General features: G+C 40.6%; 20 protein-coding genes. 4 read left to right on the forward strand and 16 right to left on the reverse strand.

Annotation, left to right across the window (positions count from 1 at the left end):
- Nucleotides 1-109 precede the first annotated feature (109 nt).
- Nucleotides 110-3,499, forward strand: coding sequence for an amidohydrolase family protein (locus GUA46_RS07905; RefSeq protein ID WP_176620029.1), 3,390 nt, complete (start codon nucleotides 110-112; stop codon nucleotides 3,497-3,499).
- A gap of 62 nt (nucleotides 3,500-3,561) precedes the next feature.
- Here the strand turns inward: GUA46_RS07905 and GUA46_RS07910 are convergent, their stop codons facing one another.
- The 6 genes from GUA46_RS07910 to GUA46_RS07935 all read right to left on the reverse strand — a co-directional run bounded on the left by GUA46_RS07910 (nucleotide 3,562) and on the right by GUA46_RS07935 (nucleotide 10,574).
- A complete protein-coding gene (locus GUA46_RS07910; RefSeq protein WP_176620030.1) occupies nucleotides 3,562-5,253 on the reverse strand; it encodes a leucine-rich repeat domain-containing protein in 1,692 nt (563 codons plus the stop codon).
- Between the two features lie 287 nt (nucleotides 5,254-5,540).
- On the reverse strand, nucleotides 5,541-7,556 hold the full coding sequence (locus GUA46_RS07915; RefSeq protein WP_176620031.1) for a M13 family metallopeptidase: 2,016 nt from the start codon (nucleotides 7,554-7,556) through the stop codon (nucleotides 5,541-5,543).
- A 119-nt stretch (nucleotides 7,557-7,675) separates the two neighbouring features.
- Nucleotides 7,676-8,953, reverse strand: coding sequence for an aminotransferase class V-fold PLP-dependent enzyme (locus GUA46_RS07920; protein WP_176620032.1), 1,278 nt, complete (start codon nucleotides 8,951-8,953; stop codon nucleotides 7,676-7,678).
- A 54-nt stretch (nucleotides 8,954-9,007) separates the two neighbouring features.
- Nucleotides 9,008-9,628 (reverse strand): YdeI/OmpD-associated family protein, encoded by a 621-nt coding sequence (locus GUA46_RS07925; RefSeq protein ID WP_176620033.1) that lies wholly within the window; start codon nucleotides 9,626-9,628, stop codon nucleotides 9,008-9,010.
- Nucleotides 9,625-9,969, reverse strand: a complete 345-nt coding sequence (locus GUA46_RS07930; RefSeq protein ID WP_176620034.1) for a VOC family protein — start codon at nucleotides 9,967-9,969, stop codon at nucleotides 9,625-9,627. Before GUA46_RS07930 ends, GUA46_RS07925 begins: the two co-directional genes overlap by 4 nt.
- A 23-nt stretch (nucleotides 9,970-9,992) precedes the next feature.
- Nucleotides 9,993-10,574 (reverse strand): YdeI/OmpD-associated family protein, encoded by a 582-nt coding sequence (locus GUA46_RS07935; protein WP_176620035.1) that lies wholly within the window; start codon nucleotides 10,572-10,574, stop codon nucleotides 9,993-9,995.
- Between the two features lie 126 nt (nucleotides 10,575-10,700).
- On the opposite strand from GUA46_RS07935, the gene GUA46_RS07940 reads away from it, so the two are divergent.
- Both GUA46_RS07940 and GUA46_RS07945 read left to right on the forward strand, forming a co-directional pair.
- Nucleotides 10,701-12,896, forward strand: coding sequence for a transferrin receptor-like dimerization domain-containing protein (locus GUA46_RS07940; protein ID WP_176620036.1), 2,196 nt, complete (start codon nucleotides 10,701-10,703; stop codon nucleotides 12,894-12,896).
- Between the two features lie 136 nt (nucleotides 12,897-13,032).
- A complete protein-coding gene (locus GUA46_RS07945; RefSeq protein WP_176620037.1) occupies nucleotides 13,033-13,653 on the forward strand; it encodes a JAB domain-containing protein in 621 nt (206 codons plus the stop codon).
- A 20-nt stretch (nucleotides 13,654-13,673) separates the two neighbouring features.
- Here GUA46_RS07945 and GUA46_RS07950 read toward each other — a convergent pair whose 3' ends face one another.
- From GUA46_RS07950 to GUA46_RS07965, 4 genes are read right to left on the reverse strand one after another with little or no spacing between them, the layout of a single operon-like run.
- Nucleotides 13,674-14,306 (reverse strand): HNH endonuclease, encoded by a 633-nt coding sequence (locus tag GUA46_RS07950; protein ID WP_176620038.1) that lies wholly within the window; start codon nucleotides 14,304-14,306, stop codon nucleotides 13,674-13,676.
- A gap of 16 nt (nucleotides 14,307-14,322) precedes the next feature.
- A complete protein-coding gene (locus GUA46_RS07955) occupies nucleotides 14,323-15,240 on the reverse strand; it encodes a DNA adenine methylase (RefSeq protein WP_176620039.1) in 918 nt (305 codons plus the stop codon).
- Nucleotides 15,241-15,243: 3 nt separating this feature from the next.
- Nucleotides 15,244-17,142: an SNF2-related protein gene (locus GUA46_RS07960; RefSeq protein ID WP_176620040.1), complete on the reverse strand. Its 1,899-nt coding sequence runs from the start codon at nucleotides 17,140-17,142 to the stop codon at nucleotides 15,244-15,246.
- Complete coding sequence (locus GUA46_RS07965) at nucleotides 17,139-19,028, reverse strand: ParB N-terminal domain-containing protein (protein WP_176620041.1); 1,890 nt, start codon at nucleotides 19,026-19,028, stop codon at nucleotides 17,139-17,141. Before GUA46_RS07965 ends, GUA46_RS07960 begins: the two co-directional genes overlap by 4 nt.
- A 532-nt stretch (nucleotides 19,029-19,560) precedes the next feature.
- On the opposite strand from GUA46_RS07965, the gene GUA46_RS07970 reads away from it, so the two are divergent.
- Complete coding sequence (locus GUA46_RS07970; protein ID WP_176620042.1) at nucleotides 19,561-19,848, forward strand: hypothetical protein; 288 nt, start codon at nucleotides 19,561-19,563, stop codon at nucleotides 19,846-19,848.
- Between the two features lie 7 nt (nucleotides 19,849-19,855).
- Here the strand turns inward: GUA46_RS07970 and GUA46_RS07975 are convergent, their stop codons facing one another.
- The 6 genes from GUA46_RS07975 to GUA46_RS08000 form a co-directional block, all read right to left on the reverse strand.
- Entirely contained in the window at nucleotides 19,856-21,043 is a 1,188-nt protein-coding gene (locus GUA46_RS07975; protein ID WP_176620043.1) for a PQQ-dependent sugar dehydrogenase, read from the reverse strand.
- A gap of 106 nt (nucleotides 21,044-21,149) precedes the next feature.
- Complete coding sequence (locus GUA46_RS07980; RefSeq protein WP_176620044.1) at nucleotides 21,150-21,707, reverse strand: DUF4251 domain-containing protein; 558 nt, start codon at nucleotides 21,705-21,707, stop codon at nucleotides 21,150-21,152.
- A 67-nt stretch (nucleotides 21,708-21,774) separates the two neighbouring features.
- The gene (locus GUA46_RS07985) at nucleotides 21,775-22,692 is read right to left on the reverse strand and encodes an EamA family transporter (RefSeq protein ID WP_176620045.1); all 918 of its coding nucleotides are present in this window, start codon (nucleotides 22,690-22,692) and stop codon (nucleotides 21,775-21,777) included.
- Nucleotides 22,693-22,777: 85 nt separating this feature from the next.
- Entirely contained in the window at nucleotides 22,778-23,110 is a 333-nt protein-coding gene (locus GUA46_RS07990) for a P-loop NTPase family protein (RefSeq protein ID WP_176620046.1), read from the reverse strand.
- 162 nt (nucleotides 23,111-23,272) lie between these two features.
- On the reverse strand, nucleotides 23,273-23,965 hold the full coding sequence (locus GUA46_RS07995; RefSeq protein ID WP_176620047.1) for a YiaD family glycine zipper/OmpA-like lipoprotein: 693 nt from the start codon (nucleotides 23,963-23,965) through the stop codon (nucleotides 23,273-23,275).
- A 4-nt stretch (nucleotides 23,966-23,969) separates the two neighbouring features.
- Complete coding sequence (locus tag GUA46_RS08000; protein ID WP_108247318.1) at nucleotides 23,970-24,455, reverse strand: lipocalin-like domain-containing protein; 486 nt, start codon at nucleotides 24,453-24,455, stop codon at nucleotides 23,970-23,972.
- Nucleotides 24,456-24,524 lie beyond the last annotated feature (69 nt).

Consider the following 24,524-nt stretch of genomic DNA (forward strand, 5'->3'; position numbering starts at 1 on the left):
AACTGCTTATCCAGTCTACTTTTGCAAATACTGCAACTGCTTTAAAAATAAATAAATCCTTTCTTTTTTTTCATACCTTGTTCTCTTGATTCATCAATAAACTAACTCAATGAAAAAAAATTACTACCTGTTGGCATGTGCCATAGTATTTATGAGTACTTCTTCTTTTGCTCAGGATAAAGAGCAGGTTGCGGACAGCACAAAAAAGGCAACCGAAGAACTGCCCTTAGAACCGGAGAGAACCATTTCTTTCACCACCAAAGAGGGAACTTGGATTTCCTTGGACGTAAGCCCTGATGGCAAAACCATCATTTTTGATTTGATGGGCGACCTATACACCATTCCCATTCAAGGGGGCAAAGCAACTCAGATTACCAAAGGAATGGCCTATGATGTCCACCCGAGGTTCAGCCCCGATGGAAAATCCATCGTTTTTATTTCCGATAAAAGCGGGTCCGATAATATCTGGACCATGGAATTGGAGTCAGAAGAAACCAAACAAATTACCAAGGACAGTGATCAGAATTTCTTTTCGGCCGATTGGAGTCCGGACGGAGACTATATTGTTGGTGCCAAGGGCCGTAGGAACATCAAGCTGCACATGTACCACAAAGATGGCGGAGGCGGTGCCCAACTTATCTCCGAACCGGAAAAACTGAAAGCCATTGACCCAGAATTCTCGCCAGATGGAAAACTCATCTATTTTTCGATACGTACGGGAGCATGGAACTATAACGCCCAATTGCCTCAATATCAACTAGGAACTTACAACACCGAGGATGGTGGGGTTTCTACGGTAACTTCCAGATATGGTTCGGCATTTACCCCTACGCTTTCGCCCAATGGCAAATGGCTGGTATATGGAAGCCGCTTTGAAACCGAGACGGGACTGGTATTGCTCAATTTGGAAAATGGTGACGAACGTTGGTTGGCCTATCCAGTACAGCGGGATGAGCAAGAATCCATTGCACCACTTGGCGTACTGCCCGGAATGGCCTTTACTCCTGATAGTAAAAACTTGGTGGCAAGCTATGGAGGAAAAATATACCGTATAAATATCGACTCGAATTCATCGGTTGAGATACCTTTTGAAGTAGATGTCAATCTCGAATTAGGCCCACAATTATCTTTTAAATATCCCATTGAGGATACCAAAGAGGCTTTTGTGACACAAATCCGGGATGGTGTCCCGTCACCCGATGGAAGCAAACTTGCCTTTACCGCGTTAAACAGGCTGTATGTTATGGATTTGCCCAACGGCACACCAAAACGTTTGACAAAAAACGATTTCACCGAAGCACAACCCGCTTGGTCCCCTGATGGCGAAAGCATTGTTTTCACATCTTGGGAAACCGATGGCGGTTATTTGTATAAAGTAAATGCTAACGGACGCGGAGGCTCCAAAAAACTAACGGAGGAGTCGGCCATCTATAGCAATCCGGCCTGGTCTTACCAAAGCAATAGAATTGCCTTTACCAAAGGTTCCGCGCAAGTGTATCGCGATGCAATTGGCCCTCGTGCGAGTGGTGCCGAGGAAGATTTGGCATGGATTCCATCCGAAGGTGGAAAAATTACGGTGATAGATAAATCCGAAGGTCGTTCCAATCCACATTTTACCAAAGTGGACGACCGAATTTATTTGAGCAAAGGCAAAGATTTGCTTTCAATTCGATGGGACGGTACTGATCAAAAGGAACACCTTACGCTAAGCGGTATTACTACATTCGGCTCCTCTTCTTTTGGATTCCATGATGAAAACGGAGGACATAGTATTTTGCCAGGGTCAGAACAAAATAAAGCTCCAGAGGATAAGTCATCTGCTCCATCAGAAATCAAGATTTCACCGGACGGCACCACGGCCTTGGCCAAAATCAACAATGATATTTATACGGTTACCATACCTAAATATGGGAAAACGCCAAAAGTATCCGTAGCAGATGCGGATAAAGCAGCCTTCCCTGCCATGAAGTTGACATTGCTGGGCGGAGAGTTTGCTGCTTGGTCGGGCAATAGTAAAGATGTACATTGGTCTTTGGGCGCCAGTCACTTTATTTACAATCTTCCGGCTGCCAAAGCATATGCCGACAGTGTGGCAATTGCTAAAAAGGAAGCCGAAAAACTAAAAAAGGAGAGCGAAGATGACGAGGAAGAAGATGAGAAGGATGATGACAAAAAGGAGGACAAAGGATATCAAGCCAAAGAAATCAAAGTAAAGGTTAGTTATACCAAAGATATTCCAGAAGGAATGGTGCTAATAAAAGGTGCACGCATCATCACAATGAAAGATGATGAAATCATTGAAAACGGTGACATCCTTATCGAAAACAATCGAATTAAAGCAGTTGGTGCGTCAGGTTCTTTAACTGTTCCAAAAGGAACCGTGGAAATTGATGCTGCTGGCAAAACAATTACCCCCGGTTTTGTGGATACCCACGCGCACATGTGGCCTAACTGGGGCATTCATAAAAATCAGATTTGGATTTATTCCGCCAATTTGGCGTACGGTGTTACAACCACCAGGGACCCTCAGACGGCCACAACCGACGTTCTTACATATTCCGATATGGTTGATGCCGGAATGATGCACGGACCACGGGTCTATAGTACCGGGCCCGGCGTTGGTTATTGGTCGTACAAAATAAAATCATTGGAACATGCCAAGGAAGTGCTGAAGCAATACAGCGAGTACTACGATACCAAGAGCATAAAAATGTATTTGGTGGGGAACCGACAGATGCGCCAATGGATCATTATGGCAGCCAAAGAACTAAAATTGATGCCGACTACCGAAGGTGGATTGGATTTTAAATTGAACATGACCCAATTGTTGGACGGTTATCCCGGTCACGAACATTCATTCCCAATTTACCCCATTTATGATGACGTTGTACAATCCGTTGCAGAATCCAAAATGGCGGTCACCCCTACCCTTTTGGTGTCCTACGGCGGACCATGGGCAGAGAACTATTATTATGCCACCGAAGATGTGTACCACGATAAAAAGCTACAATACTTTACTCCTTATGAAGAATTGGCTCAAAAATCAAGACGAAGAGGAGCTTGGTTTATGCCCGAAGAACATGTGTTTAAAAAGCATGCCGAGTTTATGAAAGATTTGGTCGAAGCTGATGGACTCGGTGGCATTGGAAGCCATGGTCAGTTACAGGGATTAGGCTATCATTGGGAACTGTGGTCGGTAGCAAGTGGCGGAATGCAGACAATGGACGCCCTTAAAGTTGCGACCATCCTTGGTGCGGAATCGCTTGGTTTGGATGGTGATCTGGGAAGTATCGAGGAAGGCAAGTTGGCGGATATTTTGATCTTGGATAAAAATCCGTTGGAAGATATTCGAAATACCAACACAATTACCCATGTCATCAAAAACGGAAGGGTCTACGATGCCGATACGTTAGATGAGGTGGCTCCTGTTAAAAAAGAAGCGGAGACATTCCATTGGCAAACGAAAAAGCCAGAGGGTATTCCTGGAATGAAGAAATAAATTTTCAGTAACAAAAAAGGCGCACTGATCAGTGCGCCTTTTATTTTTATTTCGGCCTTTCCTTAATTATTGTTGAATGTCCAATCGTAATCTAGTCCTAATTCATTGATTTTAGCAATGGTGGTTTGATCTATCAAATCCGTACCTGGATTGTTTTGGAAATCGATATAACCATAGGTGGTTGAATTCAGAATCGCCTGGTCGTAAACAAAAGAAATCATTTGGTCCAGCTCCGCTGCCATAAATTGATTGCCGCCAATTTGCAAATCAAACATTTTGTGGTTCTGGGTAATATCGATTTGGCTAAAGTTATTGTTCTCGATTATTAATCTTTCAAGTGCTACGTTTTGCGATAAGTCCAAGCTGCTCAATAAATTATCTTCGATATATAAATCCTGTAGTTTTAAATTTGCGGAAAGGTCTATCGCACTTATTTGATTTTCATATAAATCTATACGTTCCAATTCTATGTTTTGCGATAAATCTATTTGGGTTAGGTTGTTTGCACCAATATTGATCAAAAACAAGTTTGTGTTCTGGGTGACATCAATATTTGACATTAAGTTACCGCTTAAGTCAAGTTGGTTTAACTGGCTGTTCTGAGTCACATCCAAACTGGTTAAATTATTTTCCCTAGCAAATAATAACTGTAAATAAGAGTTGTTGGAAACATCTAAATTGGAAATTTGATTGCCATTTATCCACAAAAGTTCCAACATTGGATTTTGTGAAACATCTATTTCGGTTAACTGATTAAATCTAGCATACAACCTCCTAAGTTTCTCGTTATTAGTTAAATTCAAATGTGTTATTTGGTTGTATCCCAGACTAAGGTTTTCTAATAAAAGATTATTTGAAGTATCCAATGATGTTAATTTTCCGATATGGAAATCCACCTCTTTTAATAGGGTTAAATTACTTAAATCCGCAGCAATAATATTGCTTTGATTATTGAATTCCACCTCATAATTACTGAAATTCAAATATTCAATAACCTCTACTGCTCCGATAATTTTTATTTTATAGACACCATTTATTTCATAAGTATGATTGGCTTCATTTTCTATTTCAATAGTATTTAGGGTAGATACATATTCTTCAATAACACCATCTCCCCAATCAATTTGATAGGTTGAACCTGTTAACGATTTTAAAGCAATCACTTTTGTTGTTAAGTTTTCTGAATCATCAACAGTTAATGTGAAGAAATCTTCTGCCTCGGAAAAAACCAAGTCATCTTCTTCATAACCAAATTCCACCCAAGAATAACCGGCTGCTTCTATATTATCAATAGGTGTATTCTTTGAATCTCCTTCTTGAACTGTAAAATCATACGGAAGTGAAGTTCCAGTAAACTGAGAGAGTGCAGAGGTGGCTTTTGGCACTAAGGAAATCACTTTATCGTCAGCATCTACCACAATAAATTCTGTTAATGTGTAGGTTCCTGAGTCCAATAGTACTTCTTCTGTAACATAATCACCTCCATTGTCCACAACATCAAGTTGATGTCTATTCAATATAGTACTGCCTTCATCCGTTTCCACGCTAACAAAAACATAGGCTGGTATAAATTCCTTTGCAACTAGATTTGTTGAATTTTTGGAAGTAATCTCCATGTTGTTAATCCCAAAAGATTGGGATCCCTGTTCTACTGCACTTGGTACTTCTGGTGTTTTAGGAGGAGTAGGACTTTCACTCTCTGAACAAGAAACCATAAAAGTGAGCAATACCAATACGTATAAGGCTTGTTTCATGACATGGATGGGGTTGTTTAGTCTAAAATACACCATCGTTTCCACGGCAAAGGTGTGCCGTATAGAAAGATTCTTCTGAAGGGGTACATGGTTAGGGTTAAGGTTGATTATAATTTTAATGCGCTTTCTAAAAGTAGGATTTTTCTTTTAAATATGGATTGGTTAGTCACCAGACATCGTACTTTTTTAGATAAAATACCTATGCATCCATCTTGATTAGTACTATACCTAAATTAAAAAAACGCACCATTGGGTGCGCTTTAATGTTTTAACCAAGATACGAGTTCTTACCAAATCTTTATTCTTTCCTCTTCTGGTTTATAGTTTTCTTCGCCCTCCTTCACTTCAAAGGCCTCATAGAACGGGGTAAAATTCATTAAAGGACCGTTTACCCTCCAAATAGCAGGAGAGTGAGAATTGGTATTCACATAGTTCCTCATAAACTCATCACGTACTTTTACGCGCCAAATACGGGCAATGGACATAAAGAACCGCTGGTCCGGGGTATATCCGCCAATTTTAACAGTATCCTGCCCTTGTTCCGTCATTTTAAAGGCATCATACGCAATTGAAATTCCACCGTTGTCTGCCGTGTTCTCACCAATGGTCATGGCACCTTTCAAGTGCACGGTATCCAACACGGTAAACGAGCTATATCTATCTATTAATTGTTGGGTCTTGCCCTTGAATTTTTCCAAATCTGATTTGGTCCACCAGTTTTTCAGGTTTCCTTCGCCATCGTATTGCGAACCATTATCATCGAACGCATGGGTAAGCTCGTGACCGATGACCATTCCGATTCCGCCATAATTAACCGCATCATCAGCGGCCATATCAAAATAAGGGAACTGCAGAATCCCCGCTGGGAAAACAATCTCATTTAAGGAAGCATTGTAATACGCAGTTACAGTTGATGGGGTTGTGCCCCAAGCATCTTTATTCGGGGGCTTGTTCAAATATTGTACGTTATACTCGTAATTATTTTCCTGTAGGGCTACCACATTTTCAAAGTATTGGTCTCTTGCAATTTCCACATCATACTCGCGCCAAACATCTGGATATGCAATTTTCTTGGTGATGGCATACAATTTTTCCTTGGCCTTGGTCTTAGTGCTATCACTCATCCAATCCAACTCGGACATTCTGTTCTCAAAGGCTTTCTGAAGATTGTTCACCAAATCAAATACCCGTTGCTTCGCAGCTTCATCAAAATAGCGTTTCACGTACAATTGCCCCAAGGCAAAGCCTAGGTTCCTATCTACCTGTTGGGCCATGATCTGTGCTCTTGGTTGTTGTTCGGACTGCCCCAACAAAATTTTGTTGTATTCAAATAGGGCATCCTCAAAAGGTATGCTTAAAAATCTGGAGTAATTGTCCAGGGTATGTGCCTTTAGATAGGTTTTCCAATCATTCACAGAAACACTGCCCAACATACTGTTCAATTTATCGTAATACTCGGGCTGTCTCACATTGATGGAATCTGCTTCCAGCTCCAATTTTGATAACATAGATGCCCAATCAATGTTAGGATTTGATGCAGTAATAGCAGAAACCGCCAATTTGTGATAGTTGGTCTGTGGGTCTCTTCTTTCAATACGGGTCTTATGCGATTCCGCCAGTTGTTTTTCTATATCGTACACCGTTTCTGCCTTTTCGGCACCATCTTCAATATCCGTTAAATCGAACAAGGTTGCCAAATAAGTTTTGTAGGCCTCCTGAATGCCAACTGTTGATTCATCCGTCTTAAAATAATAATCCCTGTCCGGCAGTCCCAGTCCTGATTGGCCGGCATGTAAAATATTGATCTGACTGTTTTTGTTATCTGGTGCCACGCGCAGCCCCATAATGGAGTTATTTCCTTTGGAAATTTGTTCAGTGACAAAATTGATCAATTCCTTTTTGTTGGAAATGGCATCGATTTCTTCCAAAATAGGCTTTATGGGTTCATATCCACGTTGGTTAAGGGTGGCCGTGTCCATTCCCGATGCAAAGAAATCTCCCACTTTTTGTTCTACGGTGCCTTTTTCATACTCGGAGGATGAAACTTCTTCCAAAATATCCTGAAGCAATTGGCGCTGTGGAATATTGAGAAAGCTGTAAGACCCCACACCTACTTGGTCGTCTGCAATCTGGACGGTATCGTACCAAGATTTGTTTACATGGTTAAAAAAGTTGTCCCCAGGTTTAATGGATTCGGTAATTCCCGTAAAGGCAATTTTGGCAGGTTCTTCTTCTTGCTTTCTTTCCTGTTGACAAGATAGCAACAGCATGCCCGCGAGGGCCATTGTTATTAAGTATTTCATACAGTTGGTTTATTTGCTACAAGATACCTAATATTAGAGCGTGCTTGTAAGTTGATTCTTTAAAAAAATCATAAATTAAAGGAGGGCAAACATCCATAGCAAAAGCAGTATTAGCTCTCTTACCCCAATCCCTCAACCAACTGAAAAGCCCTATCGATTTCTTCTTTGGAATTATAAATATGTACGGAATGCCGTATCATTTCGTTGCCCACCGAACGGGGCTGCAAACGTTCCTTATCCCACATATATTTTTGCAGGTCAGGGCCACTCATGCCTGTAACCCCGTAGGTGGTGATTCCTGCCGCCATATCCTCATTGGTGGACGAATAGAATGTTACATGGTCCATTTCCTTGAGCCCGTCACGCAAGTATTTGCCCAATTCCTTTACCCGGCCCAACCATATATCATGGCCGATCGTATTGAAAAAATCCACCGCAGCTTCATACCCGGCCATTAGTCCTGCATTTCCCGTTCCGTTCTGCATCAAACGGAAACCGTGATCGTCTTGGTTGTCCCAATTATAGCTTGCAATGGTGGTCCAGATGTCGCTTACCACATCTTTGTTGATGTACAACAACCCACTTCCCGAGGGAGCCAACAACCATTTGTGCAAACTGGAATAATACGCATCGCAACCAATGTCCTTAACATCCACTGGAACCTGCCCAACACATTGCGCTCCGTCCAAAACCGTGAAAATACCACGTTTTTTGGCTTCGGCACAGATTTCCTTAACGGGCATTACCGTTCCAAAACCTGAAATTATATGCGGTACTGCAATCACCTTCGTCTTTGGGGTGACCTCCTTAAAAATGGCATCCATGATTTCCTGCGGGTCGTTGGCAGGTTCTGGCATGGTGGCCTGTTTGTACACGCATCCCTTACGTTTTGCCAACAATTGCCAAGCGCCAAAACCACCGCCGTGTTCTTGATTGGTATTGATCAGTTCGTCCCCTTTTTTTAGGTTGAGTCCCATGCCAACGTAGTTCATGCCAAACGTGGCATTTTGTGTCAGGGAGATTTCCTTAAAATCGCAATTGATGATCTTGCCCAATTTGGTGCGAAGCTCTTCATACGGAAAATAACCGGTCAACAACTCCGGTCCCGAACCATTTTTATAATCCACGGTAGCGGCTTCCACGTTCCAATGCATCATATGGTCGAACATTTTATCGAGCACATAACCAGGCGTAGGCCCCATGGTTCCATTGTTAAAATAGGTTTGGCCTTCTTTGAGCGGAAACTGTTTCCTCACCATTTGCCAATACGCCTCATCTTTTGGAGCATTGGTTTTCAATTCTGCGATGGACCAATCTTTTTTAGGGTCGAAAGAAATAAAAGGTAACGACATCATGGCTGCCGTGCCTTGTTTTAAAAATTTTCTACGTTGTGACATATGGGTTGGTTTTTGGTTATTGGTTGATTGAACATTGACATGGTTCATTGTTTGTTAGTCGTGAAAACCGAGTCCTTTCAATATCTTGGGTATATACTTCTCCACACGCGATACACGGGTCTTCGATTGTTTGGCCCCGGCAAAATAGAGCAAATACCCTTTTTGCCTGCCGGGAGTCAATGCTTCGAATGCTTCTTTCAAATCTGCATCGGCATCCAAACGTTCTTGGAATTCTTCGGGCACCTCATAATCCCTAATATTTTTATAAGTCACTTTTTTGCCCTGTTCATCAACTTCCAGTGCTTCAAAAATGTATGTTTTCAACACATCCTCCAATGCAATTATCTCCTCAATATTAGTAAACCGGATTACCCTGCCTGCTTGAGAATTTTTTCCCGGTTTTTTCAAAATTCTATTTTCATCCTTTAAGAGTGCTCCTTTGAAAAAACTAAGGGTTGCATTTTCTTTAAAGGCTGCCACCATTACTATCACATGGCCATTATGGGTGTAACAGGGCACGCTCCATTTCAATTCCTCCGTTAATCCACAGCTCAAAACAAGCTGTCTGAGATATTTGAGTTCTTGCTGCCAGTTATGTACTTTGCACTGTGGCGTGCCACCCAAGGAGCATCTTCCACAACCTTCTTGTAAATACGAGTCAACTTCGGGATTCATAGGTGTGTCAAAAGATTAATTGTGGCCCCGTTGGGGTCTTTTACAAAGAATCGGCGCACACCCCAACTTTCTTCCCTTAATTCGTAAACTATACCGAATTCATTTTCTTGGGCCTGCTCGTACAATTGGTCTACGTTGGACACCTCGATGGATATAAAGGATTCATCAACTATAGGCTTATCATTCTTAAAGATATTGATTTGCGCCGTTGGGTTTTCTTTGGAGGCAAATGTTATGACCCATCCAATATCCATCACCAATTCCATCCCTAGGAAATCCATATAAAACAATTTGCTTGCTTCGAGGTCATTGGAATGGATGTTGGGAACAATTCTACGCATTGCTACAAGGATTTATTTTAAAACTACTGTTCGTTATACCCTTTACCCTCAAAAATTTTGGGAATTGATTTTTCAATTCTGGCTATTCTGGTCTTGGATTGTTTGGCTTGGGAAATATGGAGCATATACCCGCGTTGTCGACCAGGTGTCAATGCCTTAAATGCTGATTTGAACTCTGTATCCGAATCCATTTTCTTCTGAAGCTCATCGGGCATATCAAACTCGGAGGTCTTTTTTAGTTTTACTTCCAAACCTGCTTTTTCCACTTCAATAGCTTCATAGATATAAGTTTTCAGAATTTTTTCTTGATCTATAATTTCTTCAAGATCAGTAAATCTAATCTGGCGTGCTGACTGTACATTCTCGGTCTGCTGCACCAAAATATGTTCTGTGTCTTTCAACAAAACACCTTTATGAAAAAGCAAAGCACAATATTCCTTAAAACCATGCATCAAAAAAATATTGTTGCCATTTAAGGTATAGCAGGGCTTGCCCCATTTAAGCTCTTCGGTCAAACCCGTGTCGAACGCAATTCTTCGTAATTCCCTGAATGCATTTTGCCATTGGGATGGCTTTTCAAAAAAGAAATCAACTTTTGGGTTCATGATATTTATTTTTGAGGGTTCCTTTCAAAGAAAATGTAAATTCTTTGAAAATGTGGTATCACTTCTACCCTTTTTACTTCATTACCTTTAAACAATCCCTTAAATTTAGGGAGCTAATTCAAAACAATGAAAAATAAATTACTTCCCCTACTCCTACTTTTAGGAGTAGTCAGTGTCTCGGCCCAGGACAAGATCATTGGGTTCGGAGAAAAAGCTTCGGAAGCACAGACCCAGCTCGAAGCTGAATTTGAAAAACAACTTTCTTCCGACAATTTGGACGAATGGATGAAACTCATGGCGGCAGAACCGCACTGGGTAGGTACCGAATACGGTGAAAAGAACGTAAAATGGATGGAAAAACAGTTCAAATCTTGGGGCTACAAAACCAAGATCGACACCTACCATGTGCTTTTCCCTTATCCGAAAGTCCGCGTGCTGGAATTGACCGCACCGACCAAGTACACCGCTTCCCTTGAAGCCATTGCCGTTGAGGGCGACCCCTACACGGCACAGGGCGATAAATTGTTGCCCAGCTACAATGCCTTCTCCACCGACGGTGATGTTGAGGCCGATTTGGTCTTCGTGAACTACGGAATCCCCAGCGATTACGAAGAGCTAGAAAAATTGGGCATCGACGTTAAAGGAAAGATCGTGATTGCCAAATACCAAGGTTCTTGGCGGGGTATTAAACCAAAATTGGCCGCTGAAAAAGGAGCCATTGGTTGTATTATATACTCCGACCCGATGGATGATGGCTATTACCAAGGCGATGTGTACCCCAAAGGTCCGTACAAGAACAAAACCGGCGTACAGCGTGGTTCCGTAATGGACATGCCGTTATATCCCGGTGATGTGCTAACCCCTGGCTATGCCGCTACCAAAGATGCAAAGCGTTTGAACCGTGAAGATGCACCAACAATCACTAAAATTCCGGTATTGCCCATTTCCTACGAGGATGCACAGCCGTTGTTGGCTGCTTTGGAAGGCCCTGTTGCACCATCCAACTGGAGAGGTGGATTGCCGATTACCTATCATATTGGCCCTGGACCTGCCAAAGTGCACTTAAAATTGGAGTTTGACTGGCAATTGAAACCTGCCCACAACCTGATCGCTACGTTGGAAGGTGTTGAGTTCCCGGACGAGTGGGTGATTCGTGGAAACCACCACGATGCTTGGGTACACGGTGCCAGTGACCCTGTGAGCGGTATGGTAGCCTTGATGGAAGAAGCCCGCGTAGTGGCTAAATTGGCCAAGGAAGGCAACAAACCCAAACGTACCTTGGTGTACTGTGCTTGGGATGCCGAAGAACCCGGATTGATAGGTTCCACCGAATGGGTGGAGGACCACATTCCCGAATTGAAAGAAAAGGCCGTGGCCTACATCAATACCGATGGAAACAGCCGTGGGTATTTGGGTGCCGGAGGTTCCCACTCTTTGGAGGCCATGGTGAGCCAAGTGGCCAATGCAGTGACCGATCCACAAAAAGGAGTTTCCGTGGCGGAGCGTCGCAAAGCGGCCAATGTAATGCGGGGTGGGGACAACTCGTTTAAACTGTCCGCATTAGGTTCAGGTTCGGATTATACGCCGTTTATCCAGCATACCGGTATCGCCTCGTTGAACTTGGGCTACGGTGGTGAAGGTTCTGGCGGTGAATATCACACCATTTACGATACCTACACCCACTACACCCGTTTTAAAGATCCCGGATTCCAATATGGTGTTGCCTTGGCAAATACGGCTGGACGTATCTCTTTACGTTTGGCAAATGCCGAAGTTTTGCCGTTTGAACTCACGCAATGGCACAGCACTATCGAAACGTATTTGGGCGAGGTAATGAAAACTTTGGAAACCATGCGTTCCGATGTGGAAAAACACAACAAATTGGTAAAAGCGGATACCTACGGATTGGTGATGGACCCGAAAAAACCAATAGCTCCCGCAAAAATGGAGGGCGAAGTACCTTATTTGGACTTCTCTCCTATCCAAAATGTGGTAGCGGAATTAAAGAAAAGTATCGAATCCTTTTCCAAGGCAGATGCGTTGGCGCTGTCCCCGGCCAAAAAGGCACAACTGAACCAAGAGTTGATGGGAATGGAGCAAATATTGTTGCAGGATAAAGGTCTTCCCCGCAGGGACTGGTTCAAGCACCAGATCTATGCCCCTGGATTTTACACAGGCTATGGGGTAAAAACACTTCCAGGCGTGCGCGAGGCCATTGAACAGAAGGAATGGAAAGAAGCACAGGAACAAATTGGGGTATTGGCCACCACCCTAAAAGCTTTTGATGCGCAGGTACAAAAACTGAACAGCATTGTGCAGTAGATAGATTTCTCCTGAAAAAGCCAAGACCGCCCCTGCGAACAACGTTTGGGGCGGTTTTTTTATGCCCAAATCGCATTTTTGTTTTTCTCAAAAGCATGGACTACCTTTCCCAGACCCAAAATTATAAACACCTACCATGAACGTACGGCTTACCAAAGAACAAAAGATAAAAGTGCTCAACTCTGCGGACATATATGCGATCATGCAACAGGTATTGCTGCGCGAAAACAAGATACGCCGCAACCAAGAGCATTTTTGGGTGGTGGGGCTCAACCACAACAACAAAATACTGTTTGTGGAGCTTATACGTCTGGGTGCAAGTAATCGCGTAAATGCCGACCCGCCCGATGTGTTCCGCATGGCGATCTACAAACTGGCCAGTAAACTGATCTTGGTGCACAACCACCCCAGCGGCACCCATGAGGTTACCGATGCCGATATTACCTTTACCGACCACATGCTAAAAGTGGGGAAACTCATAAAAGTGGAAGTGCTGGACCATTTGGTGATCACCGAGACCCACTACACCAGTTTTGCCGACCAAGGCGTAATGGACGAACTGCAAAAAAGTGGCCTTTTTGAAATTATGGGACCCGAAAAGCAGGAATTGGAACAATTTAAGATTGAAACCGAGAAAAAGCGGGCCGAAAAAGAAAAGGCTTTGGATATTGCCAAGAAGTTAAAGGCTCAAGGTGTTGACGATGAAATTATTAAAAAAGCTACGGGTTTGAGTTTAAAGGTGATTGGGGAGATATAGATGACTTTAAGATACAAACCTCAAGTTTTTTTTGCCTTCAATTGAGAATTGTGATAATCCACAAATTCTTTTTTTATTTTATGTTTAGAGAGAATGGAATGTTGACTTAGAAAAATTGCATTATAATCTAATAGTACATGACAATTGGGACAAACACAAATCATATTTTCTAAAACATCTGGGCCATTGTGAGGTTTTCCAAGTGGTTTTATATGATGAACCTCTGCATAATAATTATTTGTGCCTATTGGGATTTGATTTCCACAAATCTGACACCTGTAATTATATGTCTCCTTAAGTTTTTGAGCTAAACCTATATTTCTTAATACCAAATTAGTAGTTCTTAATTTCCTCAAAGCTACTTCCTCATCAGTTGAACAAATCTCCTCTTCTATTTTAAGTAACTGTTCTGCCGAAAATTTTATATATCCTTTTTTTGATGAAATACCCCCGTAGATATTAACTCTTTCTTTAATCTTTATATCCTTAGAATTTGCAAATTTTTCTTTAGTCTCAAACCAGAGATACCCTCCAGAATCTATCAAAACCCCAGGAAACCGTTTTAAATGATGATACCAGTTTCCTTGATGAAAATAGAGAGCATGAGCCGCACCTAATTGTAAAATCTCATTAATCATTCTACCTTTCATCATTTATAAAGTTGCTCAATTATCTTTTGGGATTCAATTTTTTGTTTTTTATTTCTTTTTCGTCCAATTCTATCGGGAGTCTTCCTGAGTTCAGGGTCTCGGTAAAATTTGCATTCATCCATAAGACCTCAGTTCTTTGCTTTTTAGAACCATTGGAGCCCTGTGTTGTGGTTTCAATCTCCTTTCTAGACCATCCTCTTTGCTCCGTAAGTAAATCATCATACAATTCATTATGGTAACCACTTAAGAAAATCATTGCATTTGAGTTCGAAATTGAGTTTAAAAGGTCTAAATGGAAGTCATGATCATTAGCTTCATTTTCATATCCATTTGTTCTTTTTCCCAAATAAGGTGGATCTAAATAAATTAGTGTAGCGGGTCTATCGGCAAATCGTTCAATTAGTTTCTTGGCATCTTTATTTTCAATCCTTACATTTTTAAGTCTACTAACAACCTTTTCTAATCTGTCAGGTAAATTATTCCATCTATTAACTCGCGCTTCTATTCCATTCCTAGAATATGAATCAGAATAAGAGAACCCCCCTTTTGCCTCTCCAAAAGATCCATTTATGGCCAACATAGATTTTACCAAAAATCTTCTTGCTTTTTCCAAATCGGTCAAGCCATCAACCTGACTCCTGGCTTCAACCAATTCTTCTTCGGCATAAGGTGTCATTTCAATTTGTTTTCGCAACACCTCCGAATTATTTCGCAGTTGTCGAAACACATTAACAATCTCTCCATCTATATCATTTATTACTTCTATTGGAACTGGAGGTTTCGCCAAAGTAACAGCGGATGAACCACAAAAAGCATCAACCCAACAATTGTGAGGTGGTAGATTTTGGCAAAGTTCTATAGCCAATTTGGTTTTCGACCCAAAGTATCCAAATGGTGGATGAACCTTTTTATATTCTGGTTTATTTTTCTTAATCAATTTTTAATTTTTAAAAATTCTTTTGTAAGCTGCTAAATCATCTTCATTATTTTCCTCAAACATATCAAGATTATATATTGCATAATCCTGTTCTACAATATTATACATTTTTTGAGCCTTGTATTCCAAATTCTCCTTTATATCTTGATCTATCGAATTCTCATATTGAAGAAAATAATAATTAGCAGTATTGAATTCAGAACCACCTACGCGATGAATTCTGTCTAGCGATTGCAGATATTGGGCACAATTATATGACAAATCGTAATAAAAAGCATGAAAACAAGTTTTATGTAATGAAATAGATTCTGCACAAGCCGCTGGATTAGCAATTAATATATCTAGTCCACTTTCTGGGTCAACAAACTCATCTCGTATCTCCTCTCTAGTTTTCTCTTCCAAAACTTCAAAAATGCCATTTTTCTTCACAGGAGTTTTTCCATAAATTAATTCAGAATGAAGGTTTTCTTTTATGAAATGTGATTTCAAGAGTTCAAGAGTCCCAATGAAATTTGACCAAATAAGGACTTTTTTATTTTGATTATTTAGATTTTTTACTTTTTCAGTTAAATACTCCAATTTACCAGGAGTTTCCAAATCATCATAAGCTCTAATTATGTTAGCTATATTAACATTTTCGTCTAATAAATCCTCACTGTAATCCTCCAGAGATTTTAAAAGAAGTTTGGGGTATGACGTTGCCTGTCTCATCCTTATCATACGACCTTTCCATAGTTTTGATAGAATTTGTTCATTGTTTATAAAATCATCCTTTGAAAGTTCATGAATTTTTGACTTAATAAGATTATAGATCCTTTTCTCCAAAGGGTTCATAGGTATCAATAAAGGCTTATGGAAGATAGGTGGTTTTAAACCTAAATCCTTTTTTCTTACTCTATAAAAAAGTGGACCTATTTTTTTATCCAAAATCTCTTTAACTTCTTCATTCTTTCCATTTTTTTCAGCCAGTAAAACTGCAATTTTATCACTTTCAGTCAATGGCGAGTTATTGACCCATAAAAAATCGAATAAGTTAAAGACATCAGAATAACTTTTAGGTATAGGGGTTCCTGTTAGGACACATCTGAATTTCGCATATTTTGATATTTGAAGTAACGAACTTGCCCATGACCCATTGATTTGCTTCATATAATGAGCTTCATCTACAACAAAATAGCAATTGACTTCTTTTTGCCCAATTAATTTTATTACCTCCTCATGATCATTCATTAAAGTTTGAAAAGTACTTAAATAAAGCTCATCAATTGAGTCGCTAGATTTATAGTATTCCTCCTTTCTTAGATTCTTATTCCCTCCAGAGAGAATTGTCGTTTTTACGAGCCTACCCAAGGTTTCTTTAAATTCATTTTGCCAAGGTTGAAAACACGGTGGCGGCCCTACCACAAACATTACGTTACATTGACCTTCTAATCTCAGTTTTTCATAAACCGATATAACAACTGATGTTTTTCCACTACCAGGTACAGAAAAATTTGCGCCATTCTTTAAAGAATACAAATGAAAAGCTGATTTCACTTGATGTGGTTTCAGCTTTCTAGGTAATTCATCTAAAAAGTCTTTGAAGCTTGTAAAGGAGTCTTCATTTAATATTCCACTTTTAATATTTAAAGCAATTGCTGAATTTCTCTTTTTTTCCGCTTCATTTAGGCTGATTTGCTCTAATATTAGTTTTACAGATTCATCAATTTCATAACTAATATTCTCGTTATCTAGATATCCTAAAATTTTCAATATATCAGATTTAACGTTAAGAGAGTTTGAAAAAAAACATTCTTCGATACTTTTATAACCGAAAAAACCTAGTTGAGAAATTTGATACTTCTTAAAATTATAGTTAGAAGAATCTATTATAATTTTATTTTCTTGGACTGATATTTTCAAATGCTTTTACCCTTTCTTGAAAGTCTTTTTAATTCACCTCTGGCATGGTCCACTTCATTGTATATGCTCTCTGCCTTAGCCATTATTTTTTTTGTGAGGCTCAAAGCTTTATTATAATGTTCAGTACCCATGTTCTCTATTTTTAGATTGTCGTGATTAAGTTTTTTTAAGGCGTCATTCAATAGGTCTACGGGTTTATCTCTTTCAATTTTATTATTTACAGCTTTATATGCCTGCATTAGATTTCCCAGTATCTCGTTTTTATACTTATTGCCCCATTTTTCATCTATTTCTCTCTCTTTGTATCGATTGCCTTCTTTGTCCTTCTTTTCTTTCTCTGGAATGTCCTCATCTACTTCTTTTGCTATTGCTATCAAATGTTTTTTTGCAGTTGGATTTTCAATGTATTTTTTCAAATTCCCACCACGAACAAATGAGTGCACTTTACCCAATGCCCTTTCTAATTCTTTTGAATTAAGGTTTCTTTTACGAATGATTTTAAAAATAGCATTTTCTATTAACCCTTCTTCCCCATTTTGAACCCCAAGTTCTCGAAGTTTTGATGGGTTCTTTAAAGTACCTTGATAGAATGAACTATAATCTATAAATGCTTGCCACCTTCCTTCTTTATCCCCAGTTCCTTCTGAAATAGTATTGTACAGTCCTTCCCTATTAAATGTTTTTAAATATTGGTCAACTCTTTCTAAAGGAAGTAAAAATTTCTTCTTAAATTCTCGTTTTGCGGCTTGTAATTCTTTCCCTTTTTTATCCGCATATTGCGGATCATCTAAAATTTGTGCTTCCAAAGTGTATCCTTCATTAATATTATCTCTAATTGTTAAAGCTCTATTAAGGCCATGGTATTCAGATTTTCCCTCATCTTGAAGTTGGTAACTGTTTTCCAGTCGTTTAATATCATATTCAGTTACGTTTTCTGGAAGAATAACCACCCTCATATTGAGAAATTGTGGGCTCTGATGAGATTTTTCATAAAGTTCTTCAAAGACCATTTTCCTACGATTACCGTTTATTAAAAAACCATCACATGTGATTATCGCAGGTTCTCTTTGTCCCTTCTTTCTAATTTGCTGTTTCAGAACTTCTTTTTTTTCAGGATCACTTTCTTTAAGAAAGCCTCTTAAAACTTCCTGTCCTTCTTCACTAATCTCATTGATTTCACCAAATTGTTTTTCATAACTTTCTACTTCCGCTTTAATACGTCCATTTTTCTTTCTGAACTTCAACTCTTTAAATGGAAGTTCGTATATATCACTTTCTTCTTTCTTAGTAAGATTATTTCGAAAATCTATTACATCTTTTTTGGGAGGTGAAGCATCTTCTCTAAGTACGTCAATCTTCTTTTTCAAGTCTTTGTTCACCGGTCTGTAATTGCCTTCAATTCCCATTTCCCCTTCTGATGACCCAAAATAATTATTTTGAGTAGCTATTTGCTTCTTGATATTCTGGGTAAGAGCTTGATTATTTATTTGAGTGCCCGATTCGTTGTTATTATTACTTTGATTCATAAACTTTTTAATAATTCCCTCCGTAAGAATATTTGAGACTTCAAAAGAAGATTGTCCTTTATTATGCTTTTCTTTCCAATCTGTAATTAAGGCTGTGGAGTATTTAACTACATCAGAATCGATTTTTTTATGACAAGACTCGCATAAAAGAATTAAATTTTCGAAACTCCTTCGGTAGTTATCATCTGACCTTTTATCATATCTTGGACCTCCTTTCTCAGCTGCCTCTATATGACATACTTCTCCAAGAATTACGTCATCTTCAATTAATCTGTTTCGGCAGTTAGGAGATGAGCATTCATTCCCTGATAACGCAAAGAGTTTTTTTATTGTTGAAGGAGTAGGCTGAATTCGCGCCATAATTAATAAAATTCGTAATTCATTATAAGTCATCAAATTATTTAATTATTTTTTCTTTAACAAGAAATTAATTACGTTTATTTTTTGTTGCCAAAAAAGCCCTAATGCGCTTCCTCCAACACTCCAAAAACTCCAGCCACTCACCCCCCTTTTTCACCCATCCATAAAAATCCGTTGGCTCAAAACGGCCATTCGTTAATTCAAAAGGGGCATTCGTCAATTGGGATGCGTAAAATAATTGCGCATTGTGTAGTTTGGAAAAAAATTAAGAGTATGACTACACTTGAAACGATAAACGCCTTACAGATTTTTTGCTTAGTGGTATTGGGATTCATCATATTTATGGTGGGTTGGCTTTTGGGAGCAGAATTTTCCAGAAAATACAGATGTTAAAGCAATACACCAGGTTTTAAACCGTTCGTACACACCCAAACCTTCTTAAACCTACTTAGCCATTTTTTGGAGAGACCCAAACATTCAAAGCATTCTAGCCTATATAGGAGATGGGCAGTACATTATACGAATAGATCGGTTGCGCAGTGGCGAAATCCGTTACCTGTGCTGGAACAAGCGTAACGGCATCCTCACCAAGCCCAACCTAATCCTTGGAAATGGGGAAATAAGAAAGTCTGCCGAGGGTGAGACCACGGAATACGTGTTTCTTCACGAAGAAAGTACATTTTCGGTGGAGCACATTCATCCCAAAAAAAATGGGATGCCCAATTACTATTTTGTGGAGGTCACAGATAGGAACCAAAAAAAAAGTACTTGGAAAATGGAGCCATTGTCCATCCCCAAGTACCTTGAATCGTTATCTTAAAAAAGGGTTACCCCTTGTAAGTGACCCTGTAAATGGCGTTGCCCTCATCATCGGAGATCAACAACGAACCATCTTTTAGGAAAAGAAGGTCTACTGGCCTACCGAAGGCCTCTTGCGATTCTTCGTCCAACCAACCATCTATAAAAGGTTCGTAGCTTACTACTTCGCCGTTTTCAAGTTTTACCATGCTTATCCTATAACCCACTTTCTTGGAGCGGTTCCAAGAACCATGCTCTGCCAAAAATGCTTGTCCGGTGTATTGCTCCGGGAACATAGGGCCTTCTCCGAACTTAACGCCCAAAGCGGCTACGTGGGCCTGTAATGTCTGTACCGGTGGCACAAAATCCGAACAAGGTCGCTGGTCGCCATACTCGGGGTCCTTAACGGTTCCGCCGTGGCAGAACGGATATCCAAAATGTTGGCCTACCTCTGTAAGTTTATTCAATTCTCCCGGGGGAAGGTCGTCGCCCATCATATCCCGGTTATTATCGGTAAACCAAAGCTCCTTGGTCTCTGGGTGCCAAGTGAAACCTACGGTGTTTCTTACCCCATTGGCCACAATTTCACGGTTACTGCCATCCAAATCCATTCGGGTGATGGAAGCATAACGCTTGTCCACTGTGGCGCTATCACAAATATTGCAGGGTGCTCCAACAGGTACGTAGAGTTTGTCATCAGGTCCAAAAGCGATGTATTTCCAGCCGTGGTGGAACTCCGTCGGATAGTCATCGTAGATCAATTCGGGTTCCTGTGGGCTCTCCAGCTGGGACTCAATATCCGAATACTTGAACATTTTGCTCACGGCGGCCACATACAAGGCTCCATCCTTGAATGCAACACCGTTGGGCTGTTCCAAATCGGATGCAATGGTATAGGTTTTATCCACCCTGTAGTCACCATCGGTATCTTTTAGGGCATAGACCTTTCCTTCGTTACGGGTACCCACGAAAAGGGTTCCATCGGCCCCCATGGCCATGGAACGGGCCCCTTCAATATTTTCTGCATATACATCTATGCTAAAACCATCGGGCAGGTTTAGGCGGTCCAATGGCAAATCGGTTGTGGTTTCGGTATTTTCCGCTACTTCTTCCCGGGTTGATTCCTCTTGGTTCTTCTTATTGTTCTTACAGGCTGCAAAAGCCCCCAACAGCATCAACATAAATATTGACCGTTGGGTCAAAGTGTACATTTTCATTTTACTAGTTTAGATGTTTTAGTTTCTGAATCAATAAAACTATGACAAAATGATGGAACGTGGAAAGATATCCCTTGGCAATGGCAAAACTTGACGCCCTCCGCTCCTATTCTTTCTTTTTGTATTCGGAAAGGTTGCCCTGGTACCAAATATTGGCCCGTTGGCTACTGGAGACCGTGAGTCGGGCATTTCCATTGGGATATAACTGGGCGATAACTTGATAACTTTCGGAATCTTCGGTAATGTTGAAACGCATCGTTTTTCCCGAATCCTTCTTGTTCGATGAAAAAGAAAGGTCTTTCGGCACACCATCAAATTTGATTCCGGCGTTATTCTGATTGTAATATCCGCCCATTCGGCGCTCACCGTAAAAGGGCAAATCCGCCTTAACACTGTCACCCACCATGCGCAAATAACCACCTGACCCACTGATATCGATACGGCTGGCGGTACTGCCAAAGGGCAAAAGCCCAGCATTGGCAATGCTGTTCAACCCTTGACTTGCCATGGGTTGGGCCCAATTGGCATCGATTTCAAAGTGTTGGTTCGTGATCATTTTATCCAAAGCCGCCATAGCTTCGGGCGATGCCTGGTTTTTGCTGGAAGCACATCCCACGGACATCAATAGTAAAAGAAAGGCTCCAAATTTTATAATATGCTTCATTGGTTTATGATTAATTCGAAAGAAAATACGAAAAAGCCAAACCAATTCCGAGATAAATAACGGAGCCTTAACGTTTAAAGCGCTCAAAGATGGCCAAGGTCTTTTTGGTGTTGATAAAATACACCCCGGTCAAAAGTATGGCAGCCGCCAGAATAGATTGAAGGGTAATCTGTTCATCCAAAAAATACCAACCCAACAAGAGGGCAACAATGGGATTCACGTAGGTAGATGTGGCCACTTTTTCAGGAGAAACGGTCTTGAGCAGGTAGTTGAACGAGGTGAACGCCAAGATGCTTCCAAAAAAGATGAGCAACAACATCGAAATCTGCACATCGCCGCTCCAGGCCAATGGTGATGACCATTCTTCTCCAAACCCAAGACTCATCAAACTTAAAATAAGGCCTGCAAAGAACATTTGATAGCCTGTGTTTACAAAATAATTGGTCGGTAAATCTGCTTTGGCCACAAAAAGGCTTGCATACGCCCAGCAGAGCATACAAAAGAAAATCATTGCCATTCCAACGATGGATTCCTCTTGGGCTATAATCTGCTTTTGGCTTACTAGTAGGTAAATGCCGACGATTCCCAAGACCACTCCCACTACGGACATAGGCTGTATTTTCTTCCCTTGGAGTATGCGCATCATCAAAAGGATAATAAGCGGTTGCGAAGAGATTTCGAGCGCTGCAAAGCCTGTGTCCACATAACGCAAGGCCCAGACCACCAATCCATTGCCAACGCTCAGGAATAGAATGCCTGCCAATACAGAGTTTATAAGCTGTTTTTTGGTAATGCTTAGGGAAATCCCCATGATCTTGGCCAATACAAAAATACAGAGTCCTGCCACGGTGAACCTGCAGCTCGCCAACATGAACGGTTCAAGTTCCATGACAGCGATTTTATTCAACAGGTAGGTTGAGCCCCATATAAAGTAAATGGCAAAAAACGCCATGATGACAAGTGCTGATTTTGAGGATTTTGCCATTGCGGGATACTGTTATTATCCTGCAATATTACGCATGAATATTGGGTGACGACCGTTTTGTTGAAAATTTAGAACAAAAAATCGCTTACAAGGGCTTTTTAAGGTCGAAGAGATAGGCCGCGAATTCGCTTTCCAATACTTTGAAACGATCCAAATGGGATTCGATTTCATGGGTATGCGTTTCCGGTAAATCTACCTTTTGATTTCTTATTTTGGACAACAACCTATTTTGATGCTTCCTAAACTCTTGAATGTGTCTATTGAGCTCATAAAACTTTTCGAACCGCTGTGGACATTTGGGTTCAAAGGTGTAAGAATTTAATTTTTCCGATAGTCTTTGCACCATACGTTCGTTTCTTTCCACTCTTACAAGAAGTTCCTGTTTATGTTCAATGGTATTTGGGGATATATGTTGCATGGCTTACAAGGTTTTAATGGTGTAACGTGTTGTCCACTATTAAGTTAAAACAATTCTTGCAATACTGTAACGGCTTAACTCACATTTAATAGTTTATTTAACATCTGGCCATAAAAAAAGCCCGGTTTTATCCGGGCCTTATCTTTTAAAAGCAAGCAGTTCTTAATTTTCAGTCTGCTCCTTAGCTTCTTCCTTAAGTTCGTCGCTGGCTATAATGGCCAACTCCACACGGCGGTTGGCTGCTTTACCAGCAGCTGTTTCGTTGCTTTCGATAGGTTGCTCCTCACCATACCATTTAGTGGTAAAACGTCCGCTGGAAATTCCTTTGGATACCAAATAACTGGTTACGGATTGTGCTCTACGCTGAGAAAGGCTCATGTTGTACTCGGCAGCACCATCGGAATCGGTATGTCCTTCAACAAGAATATTGGTTTTTGGATATTCCATAAAGATTCCGGCCAATTTATCCAATGTAGTAGCTGAAGCTCCTTTGATATCGGCCTTATTGGTGTCAAAATACACACCATTTTCTCCGCTAAAGGTCACATTGATACCTTCACCTACCCTTTGCACTTCGGCACCTGGGATTTCCTGTTCAATTTTTTCGGCCTGTCTGTCCATACGGTTACCAATGTACCCACCGGCAGCACCACCTACAACAGCACCGATAATGGCACCAAGGGCAGTGTTTCCTTTACCTACATTGTTACCGATAACACCACCGATAACGGCACCACCACCGGCACCTATCGCGGCACCTTTTTGAGTGTTGTTGGCATTTTTGACAGCATCACAGCTAATAATCATGGTCAAGGCTAAAAAAGCAGTTGCACCTTTCAATAGAATATTTTTCATGAAATTATTTTTTTGAGAATTCGTAAACAATGGTCACACTCTGACCGTCAACCGATACATTGGAGTTAAGGGTCATGGACTGCTCGGACAAACTGACAATGTTCAAACGGTATCCGTAACCTCCGGAAATATCCTTTCGGTTTTCATCAATAAACTTGAACTGTAACTGACTTTGATAGTTCTGTTCCGGCTCCACAACGGACCATCTGAAAAAACGGTCCCCTCCTTGACAGAGCGAACTTGGAGCGATGGTGTAGCGTCCAGTACTATTATTGTCCCTAAAAAACCACTCACTATCCTCAAAGCAGATATCCTCTGCATCGTTGAAGATGGTGGATTTAAAATTTCCGGAAGCGTTTTGGTAGTAAACATTGTCCAAATTCCAAGTTCCGCTGAACAAGTCTCGCTGTGTTCTAGCGCTTTTGGAAACCGAACATGATGAGAGCAAAAGTCCCACCACTGTAATCAATAAGAGTGATCGTTTCATCATAGGTAATTAAGTTAATGTTTAAGAATATACGTTTGGGGACGTACTTATAGTTGTTAAATTATAAAAAAA

The sequence above is a fragment of the Flagellimonas chongwuensis genome, from assembly GCF_013376415.1.
In the GTDB taxonomy this organism is placed as follows: domain Bacteria; phylum Bacteroidota; class Bacteroidia; order Flavobacteriales; family Flavobacteriaceae; genus Flagellimonas; species Flagellimonas chongwuensis.

What these genes read in the sequence shown, in the direction of transcription:
- GUA46_RS07905 (WP_176620029.1), top strand. Translation starts at nt 110, where the DNA reads ATGAAAAAAAATTACTACCTGTTGGCATGTGCCATAGTATTTATGAGT.
- GUA46_RS07910 (WP_176620030.1), bottom strand. Translation starts at nt 5,253, where the DNA reads ATGAAACAAGCCTTATACGTATTGGTATTGCTCACTTTTATGGTTTCT.
- GUA46_RS07915 (WP_176620031.1), bottom strand. Translation starts at nt 7,556, where the DNA reads ATGAAATACTTAATAACAATGGCCCTCGCGGGCATGCTGTTGCTATCT.
- GUA46_RS07920 (WP_176620032.1), bottom strand. Translation starts at nt 8,953, where the DNA reads ATGTCACAACGTAGAAAATTTTTAAAACAAGGCACGGCAGCCATGATG.
- GUA46_RS07925 (WP_176620033.1), bottom strand. Translation starts at nt 9,628, where the DNA reads ATGAATCCCGAAGTTGACTCGTATTTACAAGAAGGTTGTGGAAGATGC.
- GUA46_RS07930 (WP_176620034.1), bottom strand. Translation starts at nt 9,969, where the DNA reads ATGCGTAGAATTGTTCCCAACATCCATTCCAATGACCTCGAAGCAAGC.
- GUA46_RS07935 (WP_176620035.1), bottom strand. Translation starts at nt 10,574, where the DNA reads ATGAACCCAAAAGTTGATTTCTTTTTTGAAAAGCCATCCCAATGGCAA.
- GUA46_RS07940 (WP_176620036.1), top strand. Translation starts at nt 10,701, where the DNA reads ATGAAAAATAAATTACTTCCCCTACTCCTACTTTTAGGAGTAGTCAGT.
- GUA46_RS07945 (WP_176620037.1), top strand. Translation starts at nt 13,033, where the DNA reads ATGAACGTACGGCTTACCAAAGAACAAAAGATAAAAGTGCTCAACTCT.
- GUA46_RS07950 (WP_176620038.1), bottom strand. Translation starts at nt 14,306, where the DNA reads ATGATGAAAGGTAGAATGATTAATGAGATTTTACAATTAGGTGCGGCT.
- GUA46_RS07965 (WP_176620041.1), bottom strand. Translation starts at nt 19,028, where the DNA reads ATGGCGCGAATTCAGCCTACTCCTTCAACAATAAAAAAACTCTTTGCG.
- GUA46_RS07975 (WP_176620043.1), bottom strand. Translation starts at nt 21,043, where the DNA reads ATGAAAATGTACACTTTGACCCAACGGTCAATATTTATGTTGATGCTG.
- GUA46_RS07980 (WP_176620044.1), bottom strand. Translation starts at nt 21,707, where the DNA reads ATGAAGCATATTATAAAATTTGGAGCCTTTCTTTTACTATTGATGTCC.
- GUA46_RS07985 (WP_176620045.1), bottom strand. Translation starts at nt 22,692, where the DNA reads ATGGCAAAATCCTCAAAATCAGCACTTGTCATCATGGCGTTTTTTGCC.
- GUA46_RS07990 (WP_176620046.1), bottom strand. Translation starts at nt 23,110, where the DNA reads ATGCAACATATATCCCCAAATACCATTGAACATAAACAGGAACTTCTT.
- GUA46_RS07995 (WP_176620047.1), bottom strand. Translation starts at nt 23,965, where the DNA reads ATGAAAAATATTCTATTGAAAGGTGCAACTGCTTTTTTAGCCTTGACC.
- GUA46_RS08000 (WP_108247318.1), bottom strand. Translation starts at nt 24,455, where the DNA reads ATGATGAAACGATCACTCTTATTGATTACAGTGGTGGGACTTTTGCTC.